Source organism: Bdellovibrio sp. NC01 (assembly GCF_006874625.1).
Lineage (GTDB): Bacteria > Bdellovibrionota > Bdellovibrionia > Bdellovibrionales > Bdellovibrionaceae > Bdellovibrio.
Genome location: NZ_CP030034.1, coordinates 778053 through 797866, shown reverse-complemented (window position 1 = coordinate 797866; position 19814 = coordinate 778053). Strand labels below are relative to the sequence as shown.

Below are 19814 nucleotides of genomic sequence, written 5' to 3'. Positions count from 1 at the left end.
GCAAGCCTCTTGTAAATGCCTTCCCTGCGACAATGAACACTTTTTAAGCAGGAGAAACCCTAATGCAACAAGCTTACCTTAAAACTTTTGGCGAAAACCCGAAAACTCTTTCAATCACGGACTTCGTGACCGTTGGTAAAGACTCCAACTGCCAGGTCCAAATTTCCGGCGAAGACGTTGCCGATCGTCACTGCCGTTTAGAGCGAAAAGAAGTCGGATTCATGATTCGCGATATGCGTTCAGCTTCCGGTACATTTGTGAACGACGCAAAGATCGTCGAAGCCCTTCTGCAAGAGGGCGACATTATCCGCATCGGCGACCAAGAGTTGCTATTCACTCTTGAAAAAGAGGTCACATCAACTTTCCCACTCGAAAGTCGTAACGAAGTTTGGAATGAAGAACTGCAAACTCTTGGCAACGTTTCTAAAACAGATTTTCCAGTTTTAATCCTGGGCCCATCCGGCACAGGTAAAGACGTCATTGCCCAAGCTTTGCATGACAACAGTCTTCGTAAAAACGGCCCGTTCATGTCCGTCAACTGCAGCGCCTTAAGTGAAACATTGATTGAGAGTGAACTTTTCGGTCACATCAAAGGCTCGTTCACGGGCGCTATCAACGACCGCAAAGGAGCGTTTGAATCAGCTCGCGGCGGTACTTTATTCCTTGATGAAATTGGTGATCTTTCTTACAGCTTGCAGGCAAAACTTTTGCGCGCTTTAGAAAACAGCGAAATTCGCCCGGTCGGTGCAGATCGTAACGTGAAGACAGACGTACGTATCATTGCGGCGACTCACCAAAACCTTTCTGATAAAATTCGCGAAGGCGCCTTCCGTTCTGACTTGTATTTCCGTTTGAACGTCGTGACGGTATCCCCACCAGCTTTGACTTTGCGTATGGAAGATTTCGATCACCTTCTTTATGCCTTTGCTAAAAAAATGAAGGTGCGTTTTTCATTCAACGCGATTGCACGCATGAAGAAACACCCATGGCCAGGTAATATCCGAGAGCTAAAAAATCTTGTCACTCGTGCTTCAGCTTTGTATCCACGTATTCAAATTGAAGAACATCACATTGAAAAACTTTTGGATAAAACTTTGCTTTCGACTCAAGAAGCGACGCCAGTCAATAACATCCCTGTGATTAAAGAGATCGAAAAACAAATGATCCTGAAACGTTTGGCAGCAAATAAAGGCAATCAACGTCGAACAGCACAAGATCTTGGAATGCCAAAGAGTACTTTGCACGATCGTTTGAAATATTACGATATCGATGTCGAGGCTTTTAAGGCTTAACGATTGCGGTCTTAATAAAGATACGACGAACTTTACCGGTCGTAAGGACTTTATTGATGTCCTTACGAAGACGGTCACAAAGAAGTTGTTTTCCTTCCCCTGACGCCATCTGATCGTAATTCATCTCTTCGATCGTCCTCAGGAATAAATCCTTCATCTCAGGCTCACGGTCTTTGATTTCGACAACGACTTCAGCGACCGTGCCTTCCACATAAAACTCCATCGCGGCCATAGGATTTGGCCCGGAGCTCTTCGAAGGGCGAATATTCGCAACAATCTTTTTCATCTCAATCATGTTTTGAGATGTTCTTGTGGAATCATAAAATGATTCCATCTGTTCTTCTTTAGTATCGTACAAATACTTCGCTTGCGCCCATTCTTCCAATGATGGCAAGAACAGATCTTGATCTTCTGGCAAAAGCTTGTGATTTGCAGCTTTGTAGCCCACGATGCAGGCGACCACTGTCGCTGCAACTAATCCCACGAATGCTAATTTTTTTACTAAGCTAAATTCTTTGAATGCAGCGAGGCCTGCGCCTATACCGTCTTTAATTTTTCCTAAGCCTGCTTTGATCGCTTTCAAAGTTGCGGGACCAGCGGCTTTAATTCCTACGCGGAGTTTTTCTTTGGTGTCGATCCACTTCAAACGAAGTGCAGATCTTTGCATTTTAATTTTATAAGAAAGACTTGGAAGGAATGGGAAAACTTTAAGGATCTTTTGGCGAAGTGCTGAACCCTTTGCCCAAAGTTTCTTTTCATCATCGACAGTATAAGTACCGTCGCTGTCGATTTGCGAATTCGGATCGATCGGACCGATCTCTCCCAAGGATTTTGCAAACTCGGGATCTTCTTCCGCCAAAATAGAATCAAGATTATCCAACGAAAGAAGCTCTTCCGAAGTTTCTTCCGGAGAGTTTTCTTTATTGTGGTCCTCTACTTTGGTCGTGCTTTCATTTTCAGCCAAACGAATCTCCCAAGACGATTGTAAGAAAAGAACTAAATAAGCAGCAAGAACAATTTATAAACAGAAGTCCATCGGCTAGAATTTAGTTTTAGGAGTCTTTCAATGAAATGGATGTCTTTTCTAGTTACCGTGCCTATGCTGGCAGGTTGTGCGGGTTTCCAAAGATCAGCAAACAGTGGTTATGGTTCTGATGGGGTTCAATACTCCGACTCACGTGATCGCAGTTCAAGTCGCGATAAAGCCGTTCGCCAAACTGCCTATGAATTAGGAAAAGATCCAAGCTCTCTGTCGGAAAGCGATCTGGAAGATATTCGCAATCGCCAAAAGGTTCGCGAACTTGAGCGCAGCCTGAGCTCTAAAAAAGAAAAAGAACAATATTCCAAAGTTTTGCCATGGTTGAAGAACGATGAAGAAAAAATCTCGTTCTTATCGATTCCTTCTTTAGAAGGTCGCCAGCAATGGATGAACAGCCACAAGATCTGGGATCGTTCGCAAGCTCCACAAGCTGAAATGAAAGATTTGATCGAGACGCAGGACATCGCCATCGGTATGCCGCAAGAATACGTGAAACGTTCGTGGGGCGAACCAGCTTCTGTCGAAGTTTCTGGAAATCCGATCTACAAAAATGAACGTTGGAAGTATCAACGCTTCTCGTCTTCACCGGAAGGTTACCGTAAAGAGACACGTTTTGTGTATTTTGAGGGTGGCCGCGTTGTCGGTTGGGAAACTGAATAATTAATCCCTGACAGCGTTCATTTGTAAGCGTAAATTGTGGGGCAAGGAGATTGCTTATGACTTCTTCCCCTTCTTCCTCTTGGAATCCAAATCAATACGAAAAATTTAAAAACGAACGTTCGCAACCGTTCTTCGATTTGATGGACATGGTTCATCCGATCCCAAACGGTACTGCGATTGATCTTGGCTGCGGCACGGGCGAGCTGACTGCAGCTTTACACCGTCACTTGCAAGCGTCTTCAACAACAGGCTTAGATTCATCTGATACGATGATGCAAGATGCGCAGAAGTTTGCTGGCAACGGTTTATCGTTTACGTTTGGTGATATCAACACGTGGTCCGCTGATAAAAAATACGGCGTGATCTTTTCGAATGCAGCTCTTCAATGGTGTGACAACCATCCTGATTTATTCAAACGCTTGTACGAAGCACTGGTGCCAGGTGGACAGTTGGCTGTACAAATGCCGATGAATCACGATTATCCAACTCACACATTAGCAGCTCAGATGAGTCATGAAGAGCCGTGGAAGACTTTGCTGAAAGGTCAAACCTACGAAAAAGCCAACACGATGATGTTGGCCGAAGACTATGCGACGTTATTATTTAAACTCGGTTTTGCAGAACAAAAAGCTCACGTAGAAATCTACGGCCACAAACTTGGCTCACGCGAAGAAGTGGTTGAGTGGGTCAAAGGTTCAATGCTGACACATTTCAGAAGCCGCTTAAGTAAAGACGACTACGAAAAATTCCTAACGGCCTACAAAGAGCGATTATTCAAAATCCTCCCCGACGACCGCCCATTCTTCTACCCCTTCAAACGCCTCTTCCTCTGGGCACGCCGTTAAACAGTCACTCTTCCGGCGCCAAAGCCTCGTCGAGACCGAGGCGCAAGGAGAAAGGCGTACTACCTGTACGCCGCCGACGAGCAACGAAGGTATCGGCGAGGATCTGGCGACGATTAGTGGGCTTCGTCCCAATTATCGCCGATGGCATAATTGACCTTGAGCGGAACCTTCAAAGCAACCACCGATTCCATGATCTTCACTAATTCAGCAGAGTACTTTTGCAAGTTTGCTTCTGTGTCTTCGAAGATCAATTCGTCATGCACTTGAAGCAGCATGCGCACTGGAACTTTTGCGGCGACATCGATCATCGCTTTTTTAACGATGTCACTTGCCGTTCCTTGAATCGGGGCATTGATTGCGGCGCGCTCGCCAAATTTTTTCAAAGCCATGTTCTTAGACTTCAGTTCATCGATGTAACGACGACGACCGAACAATGTTTCTACGTAACCTTGTTCGTGGGCCAATTTGATCGTGCCTTCGATATAGTCGCGCACGTTTTTAAAGCGCGTGAAGTAACGATCGATAATATCTTTCGCTTCCGAACGAGAAATACCTAAGTTTTCAGCTAAACCGAATGCTCCCTGACCGTAAGCGATACCAAAGTTCACAGCTTTGGCTGCACGGCGATGTTCTGATGTCACAGCCTTCAAGTCGATACCATAAACTTCCGCAGCGGTTGCCGCATGGATATCTAGGTCTTCAGCGAAGGCTTTCATCATGTTTGGATCTTCAGAAATGTGCGCCAAGATTCTTAGCTCAATTTGTGAATAGTCGACAGACATCAACTTCATTCGTGGAGCCGCGATAAAGGCTTTACGCACACGCTGACCACGCTCTGTTCTGACGGGGATGTTTTGCAAGTTCGGATGAGTACTTGAAAGACGGCCCGTCGTTGTCAGTGCTTGATTGAAGCTTGTGTGCACACGCTGATCTTTTGGAGAGATCAACGCTGGAATTGCATCTACGTATGTCGATTTTAATTTTGAAAGTTCACGCCAGCTCAAAATCAATTTCGCAATCGGATGTTCTAGTCCCAACATCACTTCTTCATCTGTTGAATAGCCAGTTTTCGTTTTTTTACCGGCTGGCAGACCCATTTTTTCAAACAGAACGACGCCCAATTGTTTTGGACTGCCGACGTTGAAACTTTCACCTGCTTCTTTGTGAATTGCGGTTTCAAGTTCCGAGATTTCTTTCGCCAAATCTTCACTTTCTTTTTTCAAAAGATCCGTGTCGATGCGAATACCCCAGTTTTCCATCGCAAGTAAGACGTTTGCGAGTGGCAATTCTAGGGTGTTGTAAACTTTGTCGCCGTGAACTTCTTTAAGAAGTTTTTGGATTGTCTTGGCAAAATGTAAATGCGAATTGTAAAGCTGTGATGGAGTTGGCATTTCACGCAACTCTTCACCCATAAACTTGTTGTACATTTTTGCGAAGTCAGTCGCATCACCGGCCTTCAAAATGTAAGCACCAAGCATGCTATCCCACGCAGCGACCGGAGTTTTTGCGCCGATCTTATGCCAGAATTCTTTCAGATCAAATCCGCTCCAGCGAACATTGAAAGTATCAGTTAAGATACCCAAGTTTTCTGAATCGGAAACCGAAATCACTTCTTTGTCAGTACCAAGGAAAACCCCGCGTTCGTCTTGGAAGCCCCATAAAGGCTGATTCTCTGCCAACACTTCTGTTAGCTCACGAGTCGACATTTTCACTTCAGGGTATTCTTGAGCGGTGTATTCAGTGATCTCTGCAATAGAGGCCGTCAATGGATCGCTGACATTTGCTGGAGCCGCTGCTACTTGCACTTTTTGAGGCGAAGGGTTGGCAGTTTCCGAATACCAGTTTGTACCGTCAGCTTTAAGTTTATCTTCGCCTTCAAGACCTAAAAGATTTTTCTCGAAGTTTTTGAAATTCAGCTCACGCAATAAAGCGCGAAGCTCTTCGGTCTTCCAAGGACGAAGTTTATAGGTCTCTAGATTCTCATCGATCGGAATATCCGTTGAAATAATCACGAGCTTTTTGGAAATCAAAGCATTGTCTTTAGAAGCAAGAAGCTTTTCTTTCACGCTTTTGCTTTCAACTTTGTCGATGTTTTCGTAGATGTCTTCAAGGTGTTTAAACTGTTCAAGCAACTTAATCGCACCTTTTTCGCCGACACCTTTCACTCCCGGGACGTTATCGACCGAGTCGCCAAGGATCGCCAAGAAATCGATGAACTGATCTGGGCGCACGCCCCATTTATTGAAGGCTCCCTCAGAGTCGTATTTGATGTCCTTCATTGTGTCGTAAAGAACAACGCCAGGTTCGATCAACTGCGCGAAGTCTTTATCGCCTGACACGATGACTACGTCCATGCCTTGACGGCGGCCATATTTTGTTAACGTGCCGATGATGTCGTCGGCCTCGAACGTTGGCACTTCCAGCGATGGCACACCCATCACGTCAGCTAAACGTTTGATGTAAGGAATTTGCACGCCAAGGTCTTCAGGCATTTCTGAACGGTGCGCTTTGTATTGGTCGTACATTTCGTGACGGAAAGAAGGTTCTTTACGGTCGTAACAGAACACAAGGTATTCTGGCTTCTCATCTTTCATGAGTTTGGAAATCATGCTGAGGAAACCATAGACGGCGTTCACTGGAACACCCGCCGGAGACGTCAGCGGTCTGATCGCGTAAAAGGCGCGAAAAAACATAGAACTGACATCAACTAAATAGAGCTTTTTCATTCGAGAACTCCCTTTGCAGAATATTTCTACAACGGGAGTGAATTATTGTCGATACGGGATTATTCGAGGTCTGCTTTAACGCGAGAAAACTCAACTTGTTCAAGTGCGCTTTTCTCTAAAACGTTTTCACAAGCAGCTGTGTACTTCACTTCATCAGAACATTCTTGGCATTGACGATACATCATCTCAAGTTGCGACTTGATGAGTGACTTCATCTCGCTTTGGCCCTTTTCGAAAGACTCAAGATCTGTCAAAGAACACTGAAGTCTGCGAGCCATGTCTGACTTGCTCCAACCCAAACGCAGGCGAAGGGCGCGAACGCTTTCTTTGTTCCAATCAAGTGAGTAGTTTTCGTTCTCAGTCATATAAACCTCTAGATTCATTAAACAAAGTAGACCTGTTTAGAGCATGAATACTAGTAAGAGTATAACCGAGAAGCACGCGTTAATGCGTCGCATTTGAGGTCTAGGTACGCCTATTGTTCAGGAAAAACAAAGACAAGGTCATGTTCGCCAGCCAAATCCAATTTATCGCGAGCCTGACGTTCGATAAAAGCTGGATCTTTGGCTTGCTTCAACTGACTTTGCAAATCGAAGATGCTTTTTTTAGTTTGTCCAATTTCACTTTCGATATGGGCGAAGTCTCTGTGTAGACCCCACAGGCGCCATAAGTTTCCGTTCAATACGATCGAAGTTGTGAAGACAACGAAGCACACCATCGCCACGCGAGTGGGATGATTTAGGAAACGACGAACACCAAGTGCAAATTGAGTATAAGACATGAATCTAGTGTAGCCACCGCAAGTCCGCGGTGGCTAGTCCAGATCGTTTTCGGAAATTATCTAAAAGCGGATTTGTCCCAGTATGTGCCCATACCACCCAAGTCTTCTTCGATGCGAAGAAGTTGGTTGTATTTCGCAGTTCTTTCACCGCGGCACAAGCTGCCCGTTTTGATTTGGTGGCAGTTCAACGCCACAGACAAGTCTGCGATCGTCACGTCTTCTGTTTCGCCAGAGCGATGAGACATCACAGTTTTGTATTTGTGTCTTTGCGCCAAATTCACAGCTTCGAAAGTTTCTGTCAAAGTACCGATTTGGTTTACTTTCACTAGCAAAGCATTCGCAGCTTTTTTATCCAAACCTTGGCGAAGACGTTTAGGGTTTGTTACGAACAAATCGTCACCAACCAATTGCATTGTTTGGCCCATTTGTGCAGTTGCATTCACCCATGAATCCCAGTCGTCTTCAGAGAAGCCGTCTTCGATAGAGATCAATGGATATTTCTCCGCCCAATTTTTGTAGATGCCAAGAAGTTCATTCGGAGTGATTTGCGAACCTTCCCAAGTGTATTTGCCATCTTTGTAAAGTTCAGTCGAAGCAACGTCCAAGCCCAAGAATACGTTTTGACCTGGATCATAACCAGCATCAACAATCGCACTCATAACCAAATCCATCGCTTCTTGATTCGAACCCAATTTAGGAGCGAAACCACCTTCATCACCAACCGCCGTCGAGAAACCTTTTTTGCCCAAGATTTTCTTAAGCGTGTGGAAGATTTCGGCACCGGCACGAAGTGATTCAGCGTAAGAGTTGTTCACAGTTGGAATGATCATGAACTCTTGGATGTCCAAGCCATTGTTCGCGTGCGCACCACCGTTCAATACGTTCATCAATGGAACTGGCAAGCGGCAAGCTTGTGAACCACCCACGTAACGGTACAACGGAAGATTTGTATCAAGAGCTGCTGCCTTCGCAACCGCCAATGAAACACCAAGGATCGCATTCGCGCCTAAGTTCGATTTGTTTTCAGTGCCGTCGATGTCGCGCAAAATTTTGTCGATGTAAACTTGCTCTGTCGCTTGCAAGCCCAACAATTCCGGAGCGATTTTTTCGCGAACGTTATCAACAGCTTTGTAAACACCTTTACCCAAGTAGCGATTTTTATCGCCATCACGAAGCTCGCAAGCTTCATGCGCACCAGTTGATGCACCTGATGGTACAGCGGCGCGACCTACGTTACCGTCTGCAGTAGTTACTTCTACTTCAACCGTTGGATTTCCACGGCTGTCCAAGATTTCACGGGAGATAAGACTGACGATTTCAGACATGATGATTTCCTTCCTTCTCGGTGTTTACTTTATTAAATTTTTTAACAAGCTCCATGCTTTCGAAAACCGTGCGTGGATATTGAGTTTTCACAAACTCCCAATCAACACGTCTCATGGCTTCCTTCACTGCTGGAGTCATTTTTCCTTGAGCGGCAAGCATCGTAATCAATTGCTGAGCACGAACCATGTAGTCGTGCATGCGCGCTAAGTTCTGATTCAAAACATAACCTGGAGATTCGCTATCGAAATGCAAGTGCGACAACGTGCCTTCTTGTGGAAGAAGCGATGGCGACTCGGCAGAAATTTTGGCGTTGCTCGCAAGATCTTTTGAAGATTGCAGTTTTTGTTTTTCGTAGTCGCGAATTTTTTCTTCAAGATCGCCAACATACTTTTGCAAATCTTCACGCTCGCGCTGAGTTCTTTGCAAATCGTCGATCAAACTCTTGAACAAATCGGGACTGACTTGGTGGCCGACATTTTCGTTTTCGCTGAAGATAGACTTCTGCTCTGTCGACCAATTCAATTTCAAACTAATGCCCGTCCACTCGCAATGAGCAGGCGGTTGTCCCACATACACCGGCAAAGATTCGAACGCCGCTTTTAAGTACGTCGTGACCAGAGGATATTGCTCGGCCGGCAGTGGAAGATCGAAGCCGATGCTTGTTTCGTCTCGGCGCAAATTTTCAATCGGTGGTTTTGGCGAAATGAAGTACGACAGGAATTGTTCCGGTTGATTAAAAATTTCCTGTGGACGTGGCATCATGCGAAGCACGCTATCAAGCACACCCCACGCACGAAGCTCGGGACCATTGTGACCTGCTTTGACAAGCACATCACCTTCATTCGATTTCAACGGAAGACGAACAACAAGTTCTAAGAACTGCTCCATGTCGGGAGCAGAAATCCAGTATGAAGAATCACGCAAAAGTTCGACAGACAGATGTGTCTGTTCATAGATCGGCGTCAGGTCTTCACCCTGCTCTTCAAGAACCGTCAAAACTGCGTTAGATATCTTACAACTAAAGTGCACGGAATGGTCTTAGCGCAAATCCCATCCCATTGAAATAACTATATTATGCAAAAACCAAAAAGGTGCCTGCCACTTTTTTGGGTCTACAGCGCGTCATAAACGCGACTCGGCCGGCGTTTTAACGCAGTATGGGCCCAAAAAAGTGCCAGGCACTTTTGCGGAAAAAGTGGCAGGCACCCTTGCATGACGCGGTGTAGACCCAAATTAGTGACAGACACCCTCGGTTAGGCGGCTGTTGGTTTTTGGAATTTGGATTTTGGGAATGGGAGTTTGTTGTCCACGATTTCTTCCATGAAGGTTGGGACGTTGCCTGTTGCTTGCAACTGACCTTCTAGTTTTCCATCGGGACGGCGGACTAAACGACCTAGTTCGAATATTGGTACGACGTCGTACGAACCGTCTGGCAAGAAACCACGCACTTCGCTGATCGCACCGATGCGGCGTGAGCCGTCTCCGTAACGCGAGATTTGTACGATGATGTCGATCGCCGATGAAACTTGTTGGCGCAAAGCTTTTTCGCTGATTTTGCCGTCGCCACCTTGGGCTAACGCTTCCAAACGAACGATCGCATCTTCAGGCGAGTTCGCATGCACCGTGCCCATACAACCTTTGTGACCTGTGTTCATCGCATTCAACAACTCAAGAGCTTCGCCGGAACGAACCTCCCCGACGATGATGCGATCCGGACGAAGACGCAGAGCACTCTTCACAAGATCTTTGATTGTGACTTCACCTTTACCCATGGCATCGGCCATGCGCGTTTCAAACATCACCAAGTGGTCGTAATCGATTTGCAACTCGGAAGAGTCTTCGATCACCAACACACGCTGACCTTTAGGAATGCGCGAGCACAACAATGAAAGCAAAGTCGTTTTACCAGAACCGGTACCACCACTGACGATCACGTTTTTGCCAAGGAACATACAGATATCCAAAAAGCGCGCACCGTCTTCAGAAATAGTGCCGAGCTTAATGTAATCCGTGAAACTGATTTTAGTATTTGTAAATTTACGAATAGAAAGCGTCGTCCCTTTACGCGAACACGGAGGGATCACCGCTGCGATACGCGAGCCATCAGGCAAACGCGCATCAAGGCGCGGGTTTTCGTCGTCGATACGACGACCGACCGATTGGGCAATCGAGTTCACAGCCGCACGCAGATCGTCTTCACCCATAAACGTGTCAGGAACCTTTTCAAGTTTACCCTTACGTTCGACAAAAATTTCTTTGGGACCATTCACAAGAATTTCAGAGACAGTAGAATCGTCGAGATACTTTGCTACAGGACCCAGATTCTGCTGGATGGTCTGTCTAAAAACATTCGATTGATCCGACATAAAACGTCCTTAACCCGCTTTAGTTAGAAGCGGGTTTTCTTCCTGAAGAGTTAGCATCAGAGTAGATAATGAATTTACCTTGCACCGCTGTTTCAGGGCATTGGTAAGAAAAGATTCCATCCGTTTTAGGAGTCACGTTGAAAACTTTTTGCTCACCGAAAACCGTGTTGTGGTGTTCAGAGAAAGCATCAAGTACGAAGCTGACGTTTTTCTCTTTACCGTTTACGTTCACAATGTGCACGCGGTAGTTGTTGCCTTTTTTCAAGCGCACAGTATCTGGTACGAAACCTTTTTCCGTATTCATGATAACGATGTCTTGAGTGGGCTCAACAGAGTCGAAAACTTTATTCAAAATTGAAGCGGATTGATCTTCTTGCACGCTGGCTGGAAGACGATCTTCGTTGCTCACCTTGTTGAATTCCACTTGGCGTCTTGAAAAGTCAACTTCCCAGGCAAACGCCGGTGAAGCCAAACACAAAAGCAAAGAGATCTTAGTGCAAGTCTTTACGATCTTGGAATTCACAGAATTCACGAGCAACCTCCATCGCGATATAATTCACGGATCTTGGATCCATCATGTGAAGTTTTTGAACCAAGAGGTCTTTGTCTCCGCGGCAGCCATTGATTGTTTGGAATGCATCACTCAAGATTTGTGGGTTTGCCATCATCTCTTTCGTCACTTCTGACCAGTCTAATTTCAAAACTGGATCGATAGCGCCTACTGTGTAAAGTGCATCAAACATCATTTGCAAATCGCCTTGAAGAAACATTGAATCCTCCTAATTCTCTGTTCACTGCTCCGCTTTCGCGAAGCCTGCACAAGCATCCGGCTCGTGCCCTTCCCATGTTGTTATATCGGTAGGAGTTCACTAGAACTTGAGTCAATTTGAGGCGATTTTCGAAGAGTTGAGGAGATCTATCGTTTGACGCTGGCCCGTGGTCTGCGCGGACGAGGGGCCAGTCAAGTCGAGGGAAATTATTGCTGAGAAGTGGAATTTTCTGCCGACGTTTCAGTCGTTTTTGCTTGTTCAGGAGCAGGTTGAGTTAGAATTTGATTCGCAATTTCTGATGGAGAAACCAAAGATTTCATCATACGAAGTGCCCTCTCATCTTGAGCGGCTTTCGAAATTTCAATCTTCGCGTCTCTGACTCTTTCAGCAATCTTCTTCTCAAAACCGTTATCTTTTACGAGAGGCTTGATCTCTGCCAAAAGATTTTCCAGAAAGATGGCGTAGGTCACTTGCACCACCGGTTTAAATGTATTTGGATGCTTCAAAGCGCCGATCGCTTCGTCAGTTAATTGACTGATCGTTTTTTCCCATGCGTCCAACTCATCTAAATTTGTGCGAAGAGGTGCGACAACTTTGTCAATCATGTCATCTTCGTTGGGTCTCGAGTAGACGGCTTGCAAGGCCTCACGCAGTGGAATTGCTTTGCCGCCCGGCGACTTTCGCGATTCTTTCACTTTGTCGTTAACCAACTTGTTCATTTGATCGAGATCTTTTGTTGCCAATTGAGAGTAGTTAAACAACAACCCTGCGTGGGCATTCATACAAAATACAAATACCAAACTTGCTAAAATAAAATTTGAATTTTTCATAGTAACAAGTGTAAAGGCTCCGGTGCCTCGAGCAAGTCCAGAGCTATCAAACTGAGACTACTCAGGGAGCCTAATTCTAGAGCGAAGCATTACGACGTAGCTAGACTAAAGTACGAGGCGTTTTTTTGTTTTCTATACCTAGTTTTTGGTGTCAAATGGAGTGGCTTTGATTTTGTACATTTAAAAAATTTCCATCTGGAGGAAAATTTGAAAGCACTTAAGTTATTCGGTCTATCTGCTATCGCACTTTCACTAGTGAACTGTGCTCCGTCTGCGAAACAATTAAAAGAAGCTGTAGAAAAAGATCCAAGCATCGTTTTCGCTGCTATCGAAAAAGCTCCTGAGCAATTCATTGAAGTAGTAAACAAAGCTGCTCAAAACGCTCAAAAACAAGCTCAAGAAAAAGCGATCGCTGAAGAATCTAAAAAGCGTGACGAAGAATTCAAAAACCCATTGAAACCAGAAGTTCAAGAAGGTCGCGTTATCTTTGGTCCAAAAGACGCTAAGATCACGATCGTTGAATACTCTGACTTCGAGTGCCCATACTGCTCTAAAGGTTACGCAACTATCGAAGAAGTTATGAAAGCTTACCCTAAAGACGTTCGCGTTCTTTACAAGCACATGCCTCTTGATTTCCATCCAATGGCGATGCCTTCAGCTCGTTACTTCGAAGCGATTGCAATGCAAGACCATGCAAAAGCTGAAAAGTTCTACCACATCGTTTTCGAGAACCAAGGCGAACTTCGTTCTAAAAAAGAAGGTTTCTTGAAAGAGACTGCTAAAAAAGCAGGCGCGGACATGAAACGTCTTGAAAAAGACTTGAAAGACGAAAAAATCACGAAACAAATCGAAGCTGACATGGAAGAAGCTCGTAAATTCAACTTCTCTGGTACGCCAGGTTTCTTGATCAACGGTGTTTCTCTTCGTGGTGCTTACCCATTCTCTGAATTCAAATCTATCATCGACCGTCAACTTGGTAACGGTGGCGATAAAAAAGAGTAAAAATAGTCGTGAATTTTTAAAAATTCTCGATAATACTGAACCCACAAATCGCAAGGTTTGTGGGTTTTTTATTTTTCTCTACCGAAGGAGTTTCTCGTGAGCGTTTCTACAGCTAAATCGATGGTTTTAAAGGCGCAAGACAACCTTGAAACTGCAAAGAACAATCTGAACGATGAGAAACAACACGATATCGCTGGTTACAACCTAGCTCAGGCTTGTGAATTGTACCTGAAAGCGATGTTGGAAATGCGTGAACTTGAATACCCACACGATGCTGAAGGTCACGACCTAGATAATTTAATGGCGATCTTGGAAGAAGAAGGCTTCGCAGAGGTTTCTTCACACGCAGACGTTATTGAGCTGACTCAATACAACGATACAAGCGCCCATGTTCGCAAAGAAGATCGTTTGGATTTAAAAGAGTACATGGGTTACGCGGAAGACCTTAAGAAGCTTGTTGGCGAACAATTGAAGTTGTTCTAATCAGGTGTCAAAAAATTCGCTCGGCAATATTTGCTGAGTCAGCATAAAAACAAAAAGCGGAGTTTTACCTCCGCTTTTTTATTATGCACCTTCTAACAAGTAATCAAATTATGTTTCTTAATTTTCAGTCGCAGAAGCATAAATCAAGCTGCCGCCTTTAATCATATTAATCACCTTCGTTCGATTTTCCATCGCAACCGCAGGACAACCCCAACTACGACCTTGAATCACGTTCGACTCAGACACATAGTCAGCTCCATGAACCACGATAGCACGTGACCGCGCATTTGAGTTCGTCGAAGACTGCCCGTCTAACTTCAAAGAATAACCATGGCTGCCATCATAAGTTTCTGCCGTCAGGTAATAGCCCAAAGAGCTTGAATTTGAACCAGAGACATTACTGAAACTATTCGCGTAACCATCATGATCAGGGTCAGAACCTTTACCATGCGCCACACGAATCGCCCACACTTCACCCGTTTTCATATTGATGATGAAGAAACGTTTTTTGCCCGAGTACTGTCTGAAATCGATGACCGACATGTAGTCTTTGTTTTTAATTTTTGAAGCGTTCTTATCGTAATAAGTTAGTGCGGATTTCAACTGGCCCGTTGGAACAATTTTAGTTGGATCAACATACGAATACTTTGCCATCACGTCAGTACTGGATGGCGTCGATCCCGAAGACGTAGATCCCGATGAGGACGATGAACTTGATCCACTTGACGAACTGGAGGAACCCCCAGAAGTCGAAGGCAATTCCGTACTGCCGCTGCTTTGGCTAGAATTATCACCGACCGAGGTCGTTTCATTATCGGGATCATCGGCAAGCTTTGTTGCTGAAGATTCAAAGCCACCCGGCGCACAGGCCGCCAAGGCAAAAGTGAGAAGGGATACCGAGAGAAGACTCTTAAATGTTGAGGGCTTCATGCCGACCTCCGTGGTTTCACGAAGGTCTTCGGAGCGCTCATATTAAAACTTTAAACTCTTTTTTTCTGTCAGATTCCTCGACAGGAATTTAAAAAATCACGTCAGAAATTTCTACGAATTACTTACACTCGTCGCCCGTGTCGCCGCCACTAGAGCTGCATCCGAGCGCTTTTTTAATTTCAGGTTTCGCAAACATGATGCGATTCACACGCAGCGAAGTTTCAGGGTGATCACCGTGGCCTTCGCCACTTTCTTTAATCACCTTCTCCATACCATCCAGGTAAGAGCATTGTTCGCCAGCGGCTGCCTTAATTTTGCTGACCACCGCTTGATGTACGTTTTCACAATCGATACTGAAGAAGATGGAATTGGAAGCGAACGCAAAATCTTTAGCTTTCGCAGAGTCTTGAATACCATCAATCTTTTTTGCAACTGTTTGCGATGCAACCCAGTCAGCAAATGATTCCTGCATATGACCGTTGTTACTGAACGTCGAGCAATATTTATATTCATCATAGTGATTGCGAATCACATTGCGCTGATCTTCGAATTGCGCTTTGGTCGCATCAAGAAGGTCGTCACCAGGCGATGAACCGCTCTCGATCTCCGTTGTATTGTCACCACGCGCTTCATCCAACAATTCTTGTTCATCTTTATCAATGCGAGAAAGCATTTCTTGTGCAGAAGGAACATCGACGCCGATCGAAGATTTTTTCTGTAAACACGAAATCACAGACGAATACGGATTGGCACTGGCTTTTAAAGCTTTGAACACTTCTTTGCCAGAAGCGGGAACACCGCCCATAAATTCTGGAACGGACATCGCTAAGCCACCTTTGTCTTTTTCAAAACCAAAAGCCATTGTACATGGATCGATGGCGTGCCCCAGCTCATGGGAAATCGTCGCATATAACGACGCTTCAGGCATGTTCATAAACTGCGGGCAAATCGTGATTTCATGTTTGCTTGGACTATAAAACGCATTCGGTGCCTCACAGCCCTCAACACTTAACGAGTATTTGGCATCGCCAAATACTGGAGTAGCCATCTTCGCACTTTGAATACGTTGAATCATATTATCAATCGCCGCGGCGTTATCGCTCGTGCGGCGAGCTTGCAACATTTCGATAACACCTTTACGCGCGTCTTCAAAAATCGTACGGGTGCGAGTTAATGCTTCTTGATAGCGCGCTTTATTTTTTTTCAATTGCGCAGCTCCGCCCGCTTTAGCCGCACTGATAAGCTGTTCGGGATAGACAAAGGGATCTTGCACTGCCGCTTGCGGGAATGGACGACGAGCACACGCTTCAGCGACATCTAAATACATCGCCATTTGGAAATTAGGAACTTGGCGACCGTCGGCGTCTTGGAACAAGTACATGCTTTGCGTTTTATCAGCAAAAGCACTGCAATAATTTTGAAAGCTACAATTTGGAGAGTTCGGCGTATCACAAGCCGCCGTCACACCTGCAGATGCAGCCAAACTTTTACGAATTTGCGAAATTTTATTGATCGATTCCTTCATGTCATTCGAATCGGCAGCAAAACTTTGCAACGAATAGAAAACCGTCAAAGCGATAATCACGTGCTTCATCATGAGTTAGGTTCCCTGCGAATAAGTACGAACTTCTTCGATATTTTTAATCATCTGCCCGTAAGCATCGCCTTCCGTGCAGCCTTCACGACGCAAAGATTTTTTATTATCTTTTTTGGTAAAAACAAATTTGCCGGATTCACACTGCAACAAACGCGAAGACTTCACCGGTCCTTTTTCGATTTGTTTCCACGCCGCTAAAACTTTTGCGGGCAGCGTTTTTCCCAAATCTTTGCCATTAAAAATGTAAGCACCGTTTTCCTGTTTAAGGATGTCGATTTTGCGAATACCAACATGATTGGTACGATCTAACGAGATCTCCCACGCAAAGGCAGAACTAGAAATGAAAAACAGGATTAACCCGACGAGATGTTTCATTATTTCAGTCTAAATCTTGGACTAAAACTTGTCGCAAAATATGTCCGGTTCAAAGCGGAGTTGGACTTTGGTCAGAATGAAAAATCTGCTCGAATCCTTAAGAGCCGGCACCTGGGCTAAAAAAAAGGAGGTCTGGGACCTCCTTTTAAAAATTTAAAAACTCAAAGCTAACTTCTTCGCAGATAAAGCCGCTTCCGCAGGACTGAGATCAACAACTAACGGAGAAATTTTAAGACCTTTTTTAGCGGCTTCACGAAGTAATTGACCGTATTCAGGATCGATATCATCAGCCGGTGCGAACGTTTCGCAGTCTTGTCTTTGTACTGTGAAAACGATTTCCGCCGAGTGGCCTTGGTCGATCAACGCCATCAGTTCGCGCAAATGTTTTTGCCCACGCTCTGTCACGGCATCGGGAAATTTCGCGACTCCGTTTTCACCCAACGTAACGTTTTTCACTTCGATGAAATGCATTTTATCTGAAGCTTTTTTCTTCAACATGAAATCCAAACGGGTCTCTGCCGAGATTTTGTATTCGGGCTTTACTTCATCAAACGAAGCCCAGTGCGAGAAGCTTTCGGCTTCATGTGAGCCCTTACCCACAAGATCCATCAAAGTCTCACGCATCACCGTGTTGGGTGTTGCCGTGTTCACGCCGATCCAGCCGCCAGCCGGTGATTGGATCATCTCAAGTGTGTATTTTAACTTTCTTTCAGGGTTGTCACTCGTAGAAAACAGGCAGTTTTGCCCTGGATTGTTCGCAGTCTTCAAGCTCCCCGTGTTCGGAAGATGAGCTACCAAAGTTTGCCCTTGGAACTCAATATCAGCGAAAAAGCGTTTATAACGTTTTAAAAACACGCCCTCTTGCAATTGTGCAGAAAATTTCATCGGTCCCCCGTACTACTTGGAATTTCCCGGTGAATTTAAAGGGGCTTGAGGCCAATTTCAACCCCCTTCCACCCGCCTCTGATAATAACGCCTTATGCGATGCGTAAGTCGGTGCAAATACTCTATGGCAGGCTTAGAAAGAACTGTTTAAAAAAAGACAGCAAAATCGCTCTGGAAAAGGACTTTTCTGAAAGGACCTTTTTGCACGAGAGATTTGATAAATTGAAAGGAACATTCGCAACATGGCAACTGATGTAAAACTGCCTGAACTTGGTGAAGGTGTCACAGAAGGTGAATTGGTAAAATGGTTGGTAAAACCAGGTGACTCTGTAAAAGCAGATCAACCTATCGCTGAAGTTCTGACTGACAAAGCAACTGTAGAGGTTCCATCTCCTACTGCTGGTACTGTTCAAGAATTGAAATTCAAACCGGGCCAAGTTGTAAAAGTTGGTTCAACAATGATCACATTGGAAGCGGGCGCAGGCAAAGCAGCTCCGGCTCCAGCAGCGGCAGCTCCAAAAGCAGCAGCTCCTCAAGCTTCAACACCAGCTCCAGCAGCAGCTGCAGGTGGCGGTAAAGTTCAAGACGTTAAACTTCCTGAATTGGGTGAAGGCGTTACAGAGGGTGAACTTGTTAAGTGGTTGGTAAAACCAGGTGACTCTGTCAAAGCAGATCAAGCAATCGCTGAAGTTTTGACTGACAAAGCAACTGTTGAAGTTCCGACTCCAGCAGCTGGTATCGTCAAAGAATTGAAATTTAAATCAGGCGACGTTGTTAAAGTTGGCTCAACAATGATCACACTTGAAGGCTCGGGTGCTGCGGCATCTGCTCCGTCTTCTTCTCCGGCGGGCGCGCAACGTGAAGTTCCTGCTTCTGCACACGCAAACTTCGCAGGTGCATCTGCAGCTTCAACTCCAGCTCCAGCAGCGAAACCAGCGGCAGCAACTGTTGCTCCGAATGGTATCTTCCCTCCAGTAGCTGATTCAAAAGTTTTGGCAACTCCTGCAACTCGCAGACTTGCTCGCGAAACTGGCGTTGATATCAACTCACTAACTGGTACTGGTCTTGCGGGTCGCGTGACTCGTGAAGACGTGTTGTCGGCTGGTGGCGGTGCTGGTGCGGGTGCAGTTTCTGCTAAAGCTCCAACTGCTTCTGCTCCAGGTATGACAATCCCACGTCCTTCTTACCAAGGCCCTGCGGGCGCGGCTGAAGAGCGTGTAGCATTGATCGGTATCCGCAAACGTATCGCTGAAAACATGCAGCGTTCAAAACAAATCATCCCGCACTTCACTATCATGGATGAAGCTAAGGTCGATTCTTTGGTTGCTCTTCGTGAGTCTTTGAAAGACTTCGCTGAAAAGAACGGTACAAAAATCACTTACCTTCCTATCGTGATGAAGGCGATGATTGCAACGATCCGCGAATTCCCAATGTTCAATGCATCTATCGACGATGCTGCGGGTGAAATCGTTTACAAAAAATACTTCAACCTTGGTTTCGCAGCTGACACTCCAACAGGTCTTGTTGTTCCAGTGATCAAAAATGCAGATCAAAAAACGATCCTTGAGATTTCTAAAGAGATCATCGATCTTTCTAAACGCGCGCGTGATGGCAAATTGAAACCAGACGAAATGAAAGGTGCTTCAATCACTATCACTAACATCGGTTCAATCGGCGGCACTTACGCAACTCCAGTGATCAACCACCCTGAAGTGGCGATCCTTGGTATGTACAAAATCGACGAAAAACCGGTTATCAAAGATGGTCAGTTGAAAGCGATCAAAGTGATGAACTACACGATGACTGCGGACCACCGTTTGATCGACGGCGCGTTGGCAGCTCGTTTCTTGGCAGCATTCATCGCTCGTATCGAGAACCCAGGTAAACTTTTGGTGGAGATGCTGTAA

At 45.3% G+C, this 19814-nt stretch carries 20 protein-coding genes; 6 read left to right on the top strand and 14 right to left on the bottom strand.

All coding sequences use genetic code 11. The features are described from left to right. The first annotated feature begins 62 nt into the window (after positions 1-62). The gene (locus DOE51_RS03870) at positions 63-1292 is read left to right on the top strand and encodes a sigma 54-interacting transcriptional regulator (protein ID WP_142695266.1); all 1230 of its coding nucleotides are present in this window, start codon (positions 63-65) and stop codon (positions 1290-1292) included. Here the strand turns inward: DOE51_RS03870 and DOE51_RS03865 are convergent. Beyond that, positions 1282-2256, bottom strand: a complete 975-nt coding sequence (locus DOE51_RS03865) for a flagellar basal body-associated FliL family protein (RefSeq protein ID WP_142695265.1) — start codon at positions 2254-2256, stop codon at positions 1282-1284. The genes DOE51_RS03870 and DOE51_RS03865 overlap by 11 nt on opposite strands. A gap of 102 nt (positions 2257-2358) precedes the next feature. On the opposite strand from DOE51_RS03865, the gene DOE51_RS03860 reads away from it, so the two are divergent. Then, complete coding sequence (locus DOE51_RS03860) at positions 2359-2991, top strand: hypothetical protein (RefSeq protein ID WP_142695264.1); 633 nt, start codon at positions 2359-2361, stop codon at positions 2989-2991. A gap of 56 nt (positions 2992-3047) precedes the next feature. Beyond that, positions 3048-3836, top strand: coding sequence for a methyltransferase domain-containing protein (locus DOE51_RS03855; RefSeq protein ID WP_142695263.1), 789 nt, complete (start codon positions 3048-3050; stop codon positions 3834-3836). 113 nt (positions 3837-3949) lie between these two features. Here DOE51_RS03855 and polA read toward each other — a convergent pair whose 3' ends face one another. The 9 genes from polA to DOE51_RS03810 form a co-directional block, all read right to left on the bottom strand. Next, a complete protein-coding gene (gene polA / locus DOE51_RS03850; RefSeq protein ID WP_142695262.1) occupies positions 3950-6562 on the bottom strand; it encodes a DNA polymerase I in 2613 nt (870 codons plus the stop codon). 59 nt (positions 6563-6621) lie between these two features. After that, positions 6622-6927: a helix-turn-helix domain-containing protein gene (locus DOE51_RS03845; RefSeq protein ID WP_142695261.1), complete on the bottom strand. Its 306-nt coding sequence runs from the start codon at positions 6925-6927 to the stop codon at positions 6622-6624. A gap of 110 nt (positions 6928-7037) precedes the next feature. Further along, the gene (locus DOE51_RS03840; RefSeq protein ID WP_142695260.1) at positions 7038-7343 is read right to left on the bottom strand and encodes a septum formation initiator family protein; all 306 of its coding nucleotides are present in this window, start codon (positions 7341-7343) and stop codon (positions 7038-7040) included. 56 nt (positions 7344-7399) lie between these two features. Then, positions 7400-8668 carry a phosphopyruvate hydratase gene (gene eno / locus DOE51_RS03835; RefSeq protein ID WP_142695259.1) on the bottom strand — a complete coding sequence of 423 codons (1269 nt, stop codon included), beginning with the start codon at positions 8666-8668 and terminating at the stop codon, positions 7400-7402. Beyond that, complete coding sequence (locus tag DOE51_RS03830; RefSeq protein ID WP_246845345.1) at positions 8661-9665, bottom strand: hypothetical protein; 1005 nt, start codon at positions 9663-9665, stop codon at positions 8661-8663. The genes eno and DOE51_RS03830 overlap by 8 nt, the downstream gene beginning before the upstream one ends. A gap of 257 nt (positions 9666-9922) precedes the next feature. Continuing rightward, positions 9923-11035 carry a CpaF family protein gene (locus tag DOE51_RS03825; protein ID WP_142695257.1) on the bottom strand — a complete coding sequence of 371 codons (1113 nt, stop codon included), beginning with the start codon at positions 11033-11035 and terminating at the stop codon, positions 9923-9925. A gap of 19 nt (positions 11036-11054) precedes the next feature. Next, positions 11055-11567, bottom strand: a complete 513-nt coding sequence (locus DOE51_RS03820; protein WP_246845343.1) for a cupredoxin domain-containing protein — start codon at positions 11565-11567, stop codon at positions 11055-11057. After that, positions 11527-11805: a cytochrome gene (locus DOE51_RS03815; RefSeq protein ID WP_142695256.1), complete on the bottom strand. Its 279-nt coding sequence runs from the start codon at positions 11803-11805 to the stop codon at positions 11527-11529. The genes DOE51_RS03820 and DOE51_RS03815 overlap by 41 nt, the downstream gene beginning before the upstream one ends. Before the next feature lie 206 nt (positions 11806-12011). After that, a complete protein-coding gene (locus tag DOE51_RS03810) occupies positions 12012-12635 on the bottom strand; it encodes a hypothetical protein (protein ID WP_246845341.1) in 624 nt (207 codons plus the stop codon). A gap of 207 nt (positions 12636-12842) precedes the next feature. On the opposite strand from DOE51_RS03810, the gene DOE51_RS03805 reads away from it, so the two are divergent. Together DOE51_RS03805 and DOE51_RS03800 are read left to right on the top strand one after the other, a co-directional pair. Next, complete coding sequence (locus DOE51_RS03805; protein WP_142695255.1) at positions 12843-13637, top strand: thioredoxin domain-containing protein; 795 nt, start codon at positions 12843-12845, stop codon at positions 13635-13637. Between the two features lie 96 nt (positions 13638-13733). Next, entirely contained in the window at positions 13734-14120 is a 387-nt protein-coding gene (locus DOE51_RS03800) for a HEPN domain-containing protein (RefSeq protein ID WP_246845339.1), read from the top strand. Between the two features lie 117 nt (positions 14121-14237). Here DOE51_RS03800 and DOE51_RS03795 read toward each other — a convergent pair whose 3' ends face one another. The 4 genes from DOE51_RS03795 to sfsA form a co-directional block, all read right to left on the bottom strand. Beyond that, the gene (locus tag DOE51_RS03795) at positions 14238-15050 is read right to left on the bottom strand and encodes a murein L,D-transpeptidase catalytic domain family protein (protein ID WP_142695254.1); all 813 of its coding nucleotides are present in this window, start codon (positions 15048-15050) and stop codon (positions 14238-14240) included. Positions 15051-15168: 118 nt separating this feature from the next. Further along, complete coding sequence (locus tag DOE51_RS03790; RefSeq protein ID WP_142695253.1) at positions 15169-16647, bottom strand: hypothetical protein; 1479 nt, start codon at positions 16645-16647, stop codon at positions 15169-15171. Positions 16648-16650: 3 nt separating this feature from the next. Then, a complete protein-coding gene (locus DOE51_RS03785; RefSeq protein ID WP_142695252.1) occupies positions 16651-17022 on the bottom strand; it encodes a hypothetical protein in 372 nt (123 codons plus the stop codon). A 153-nt stretch (positions 17023-17175) separates the two neighbouring features. Continuing rightward, a complete protein-coding gene (gene sfsA, locus DOE51_RS03780; protein WP_142695251.1) occupies positions 17176-17907 on the bottom strand; it encodes a DNA/RNA nuclease SfsA in 732 nt (243 codons plus the stop codon). A gap of 242 nt (positions 17908-18149) precedes the next feature. Between sfsA and DOE51_RS03775 the strand changes: the two genes are divergently transcribed. Continuing rightward, on the top strand, positions 18150-19814 hold the full coding sequence (locus tag DOE51_RS03775; RefSeq protein ID WP_142695250.1) for a 2-oxo acid dehydrogenase subunit E2: 1665 nt from the start codon (positions 18150-18152) through the stop codon (positions 19812-19814).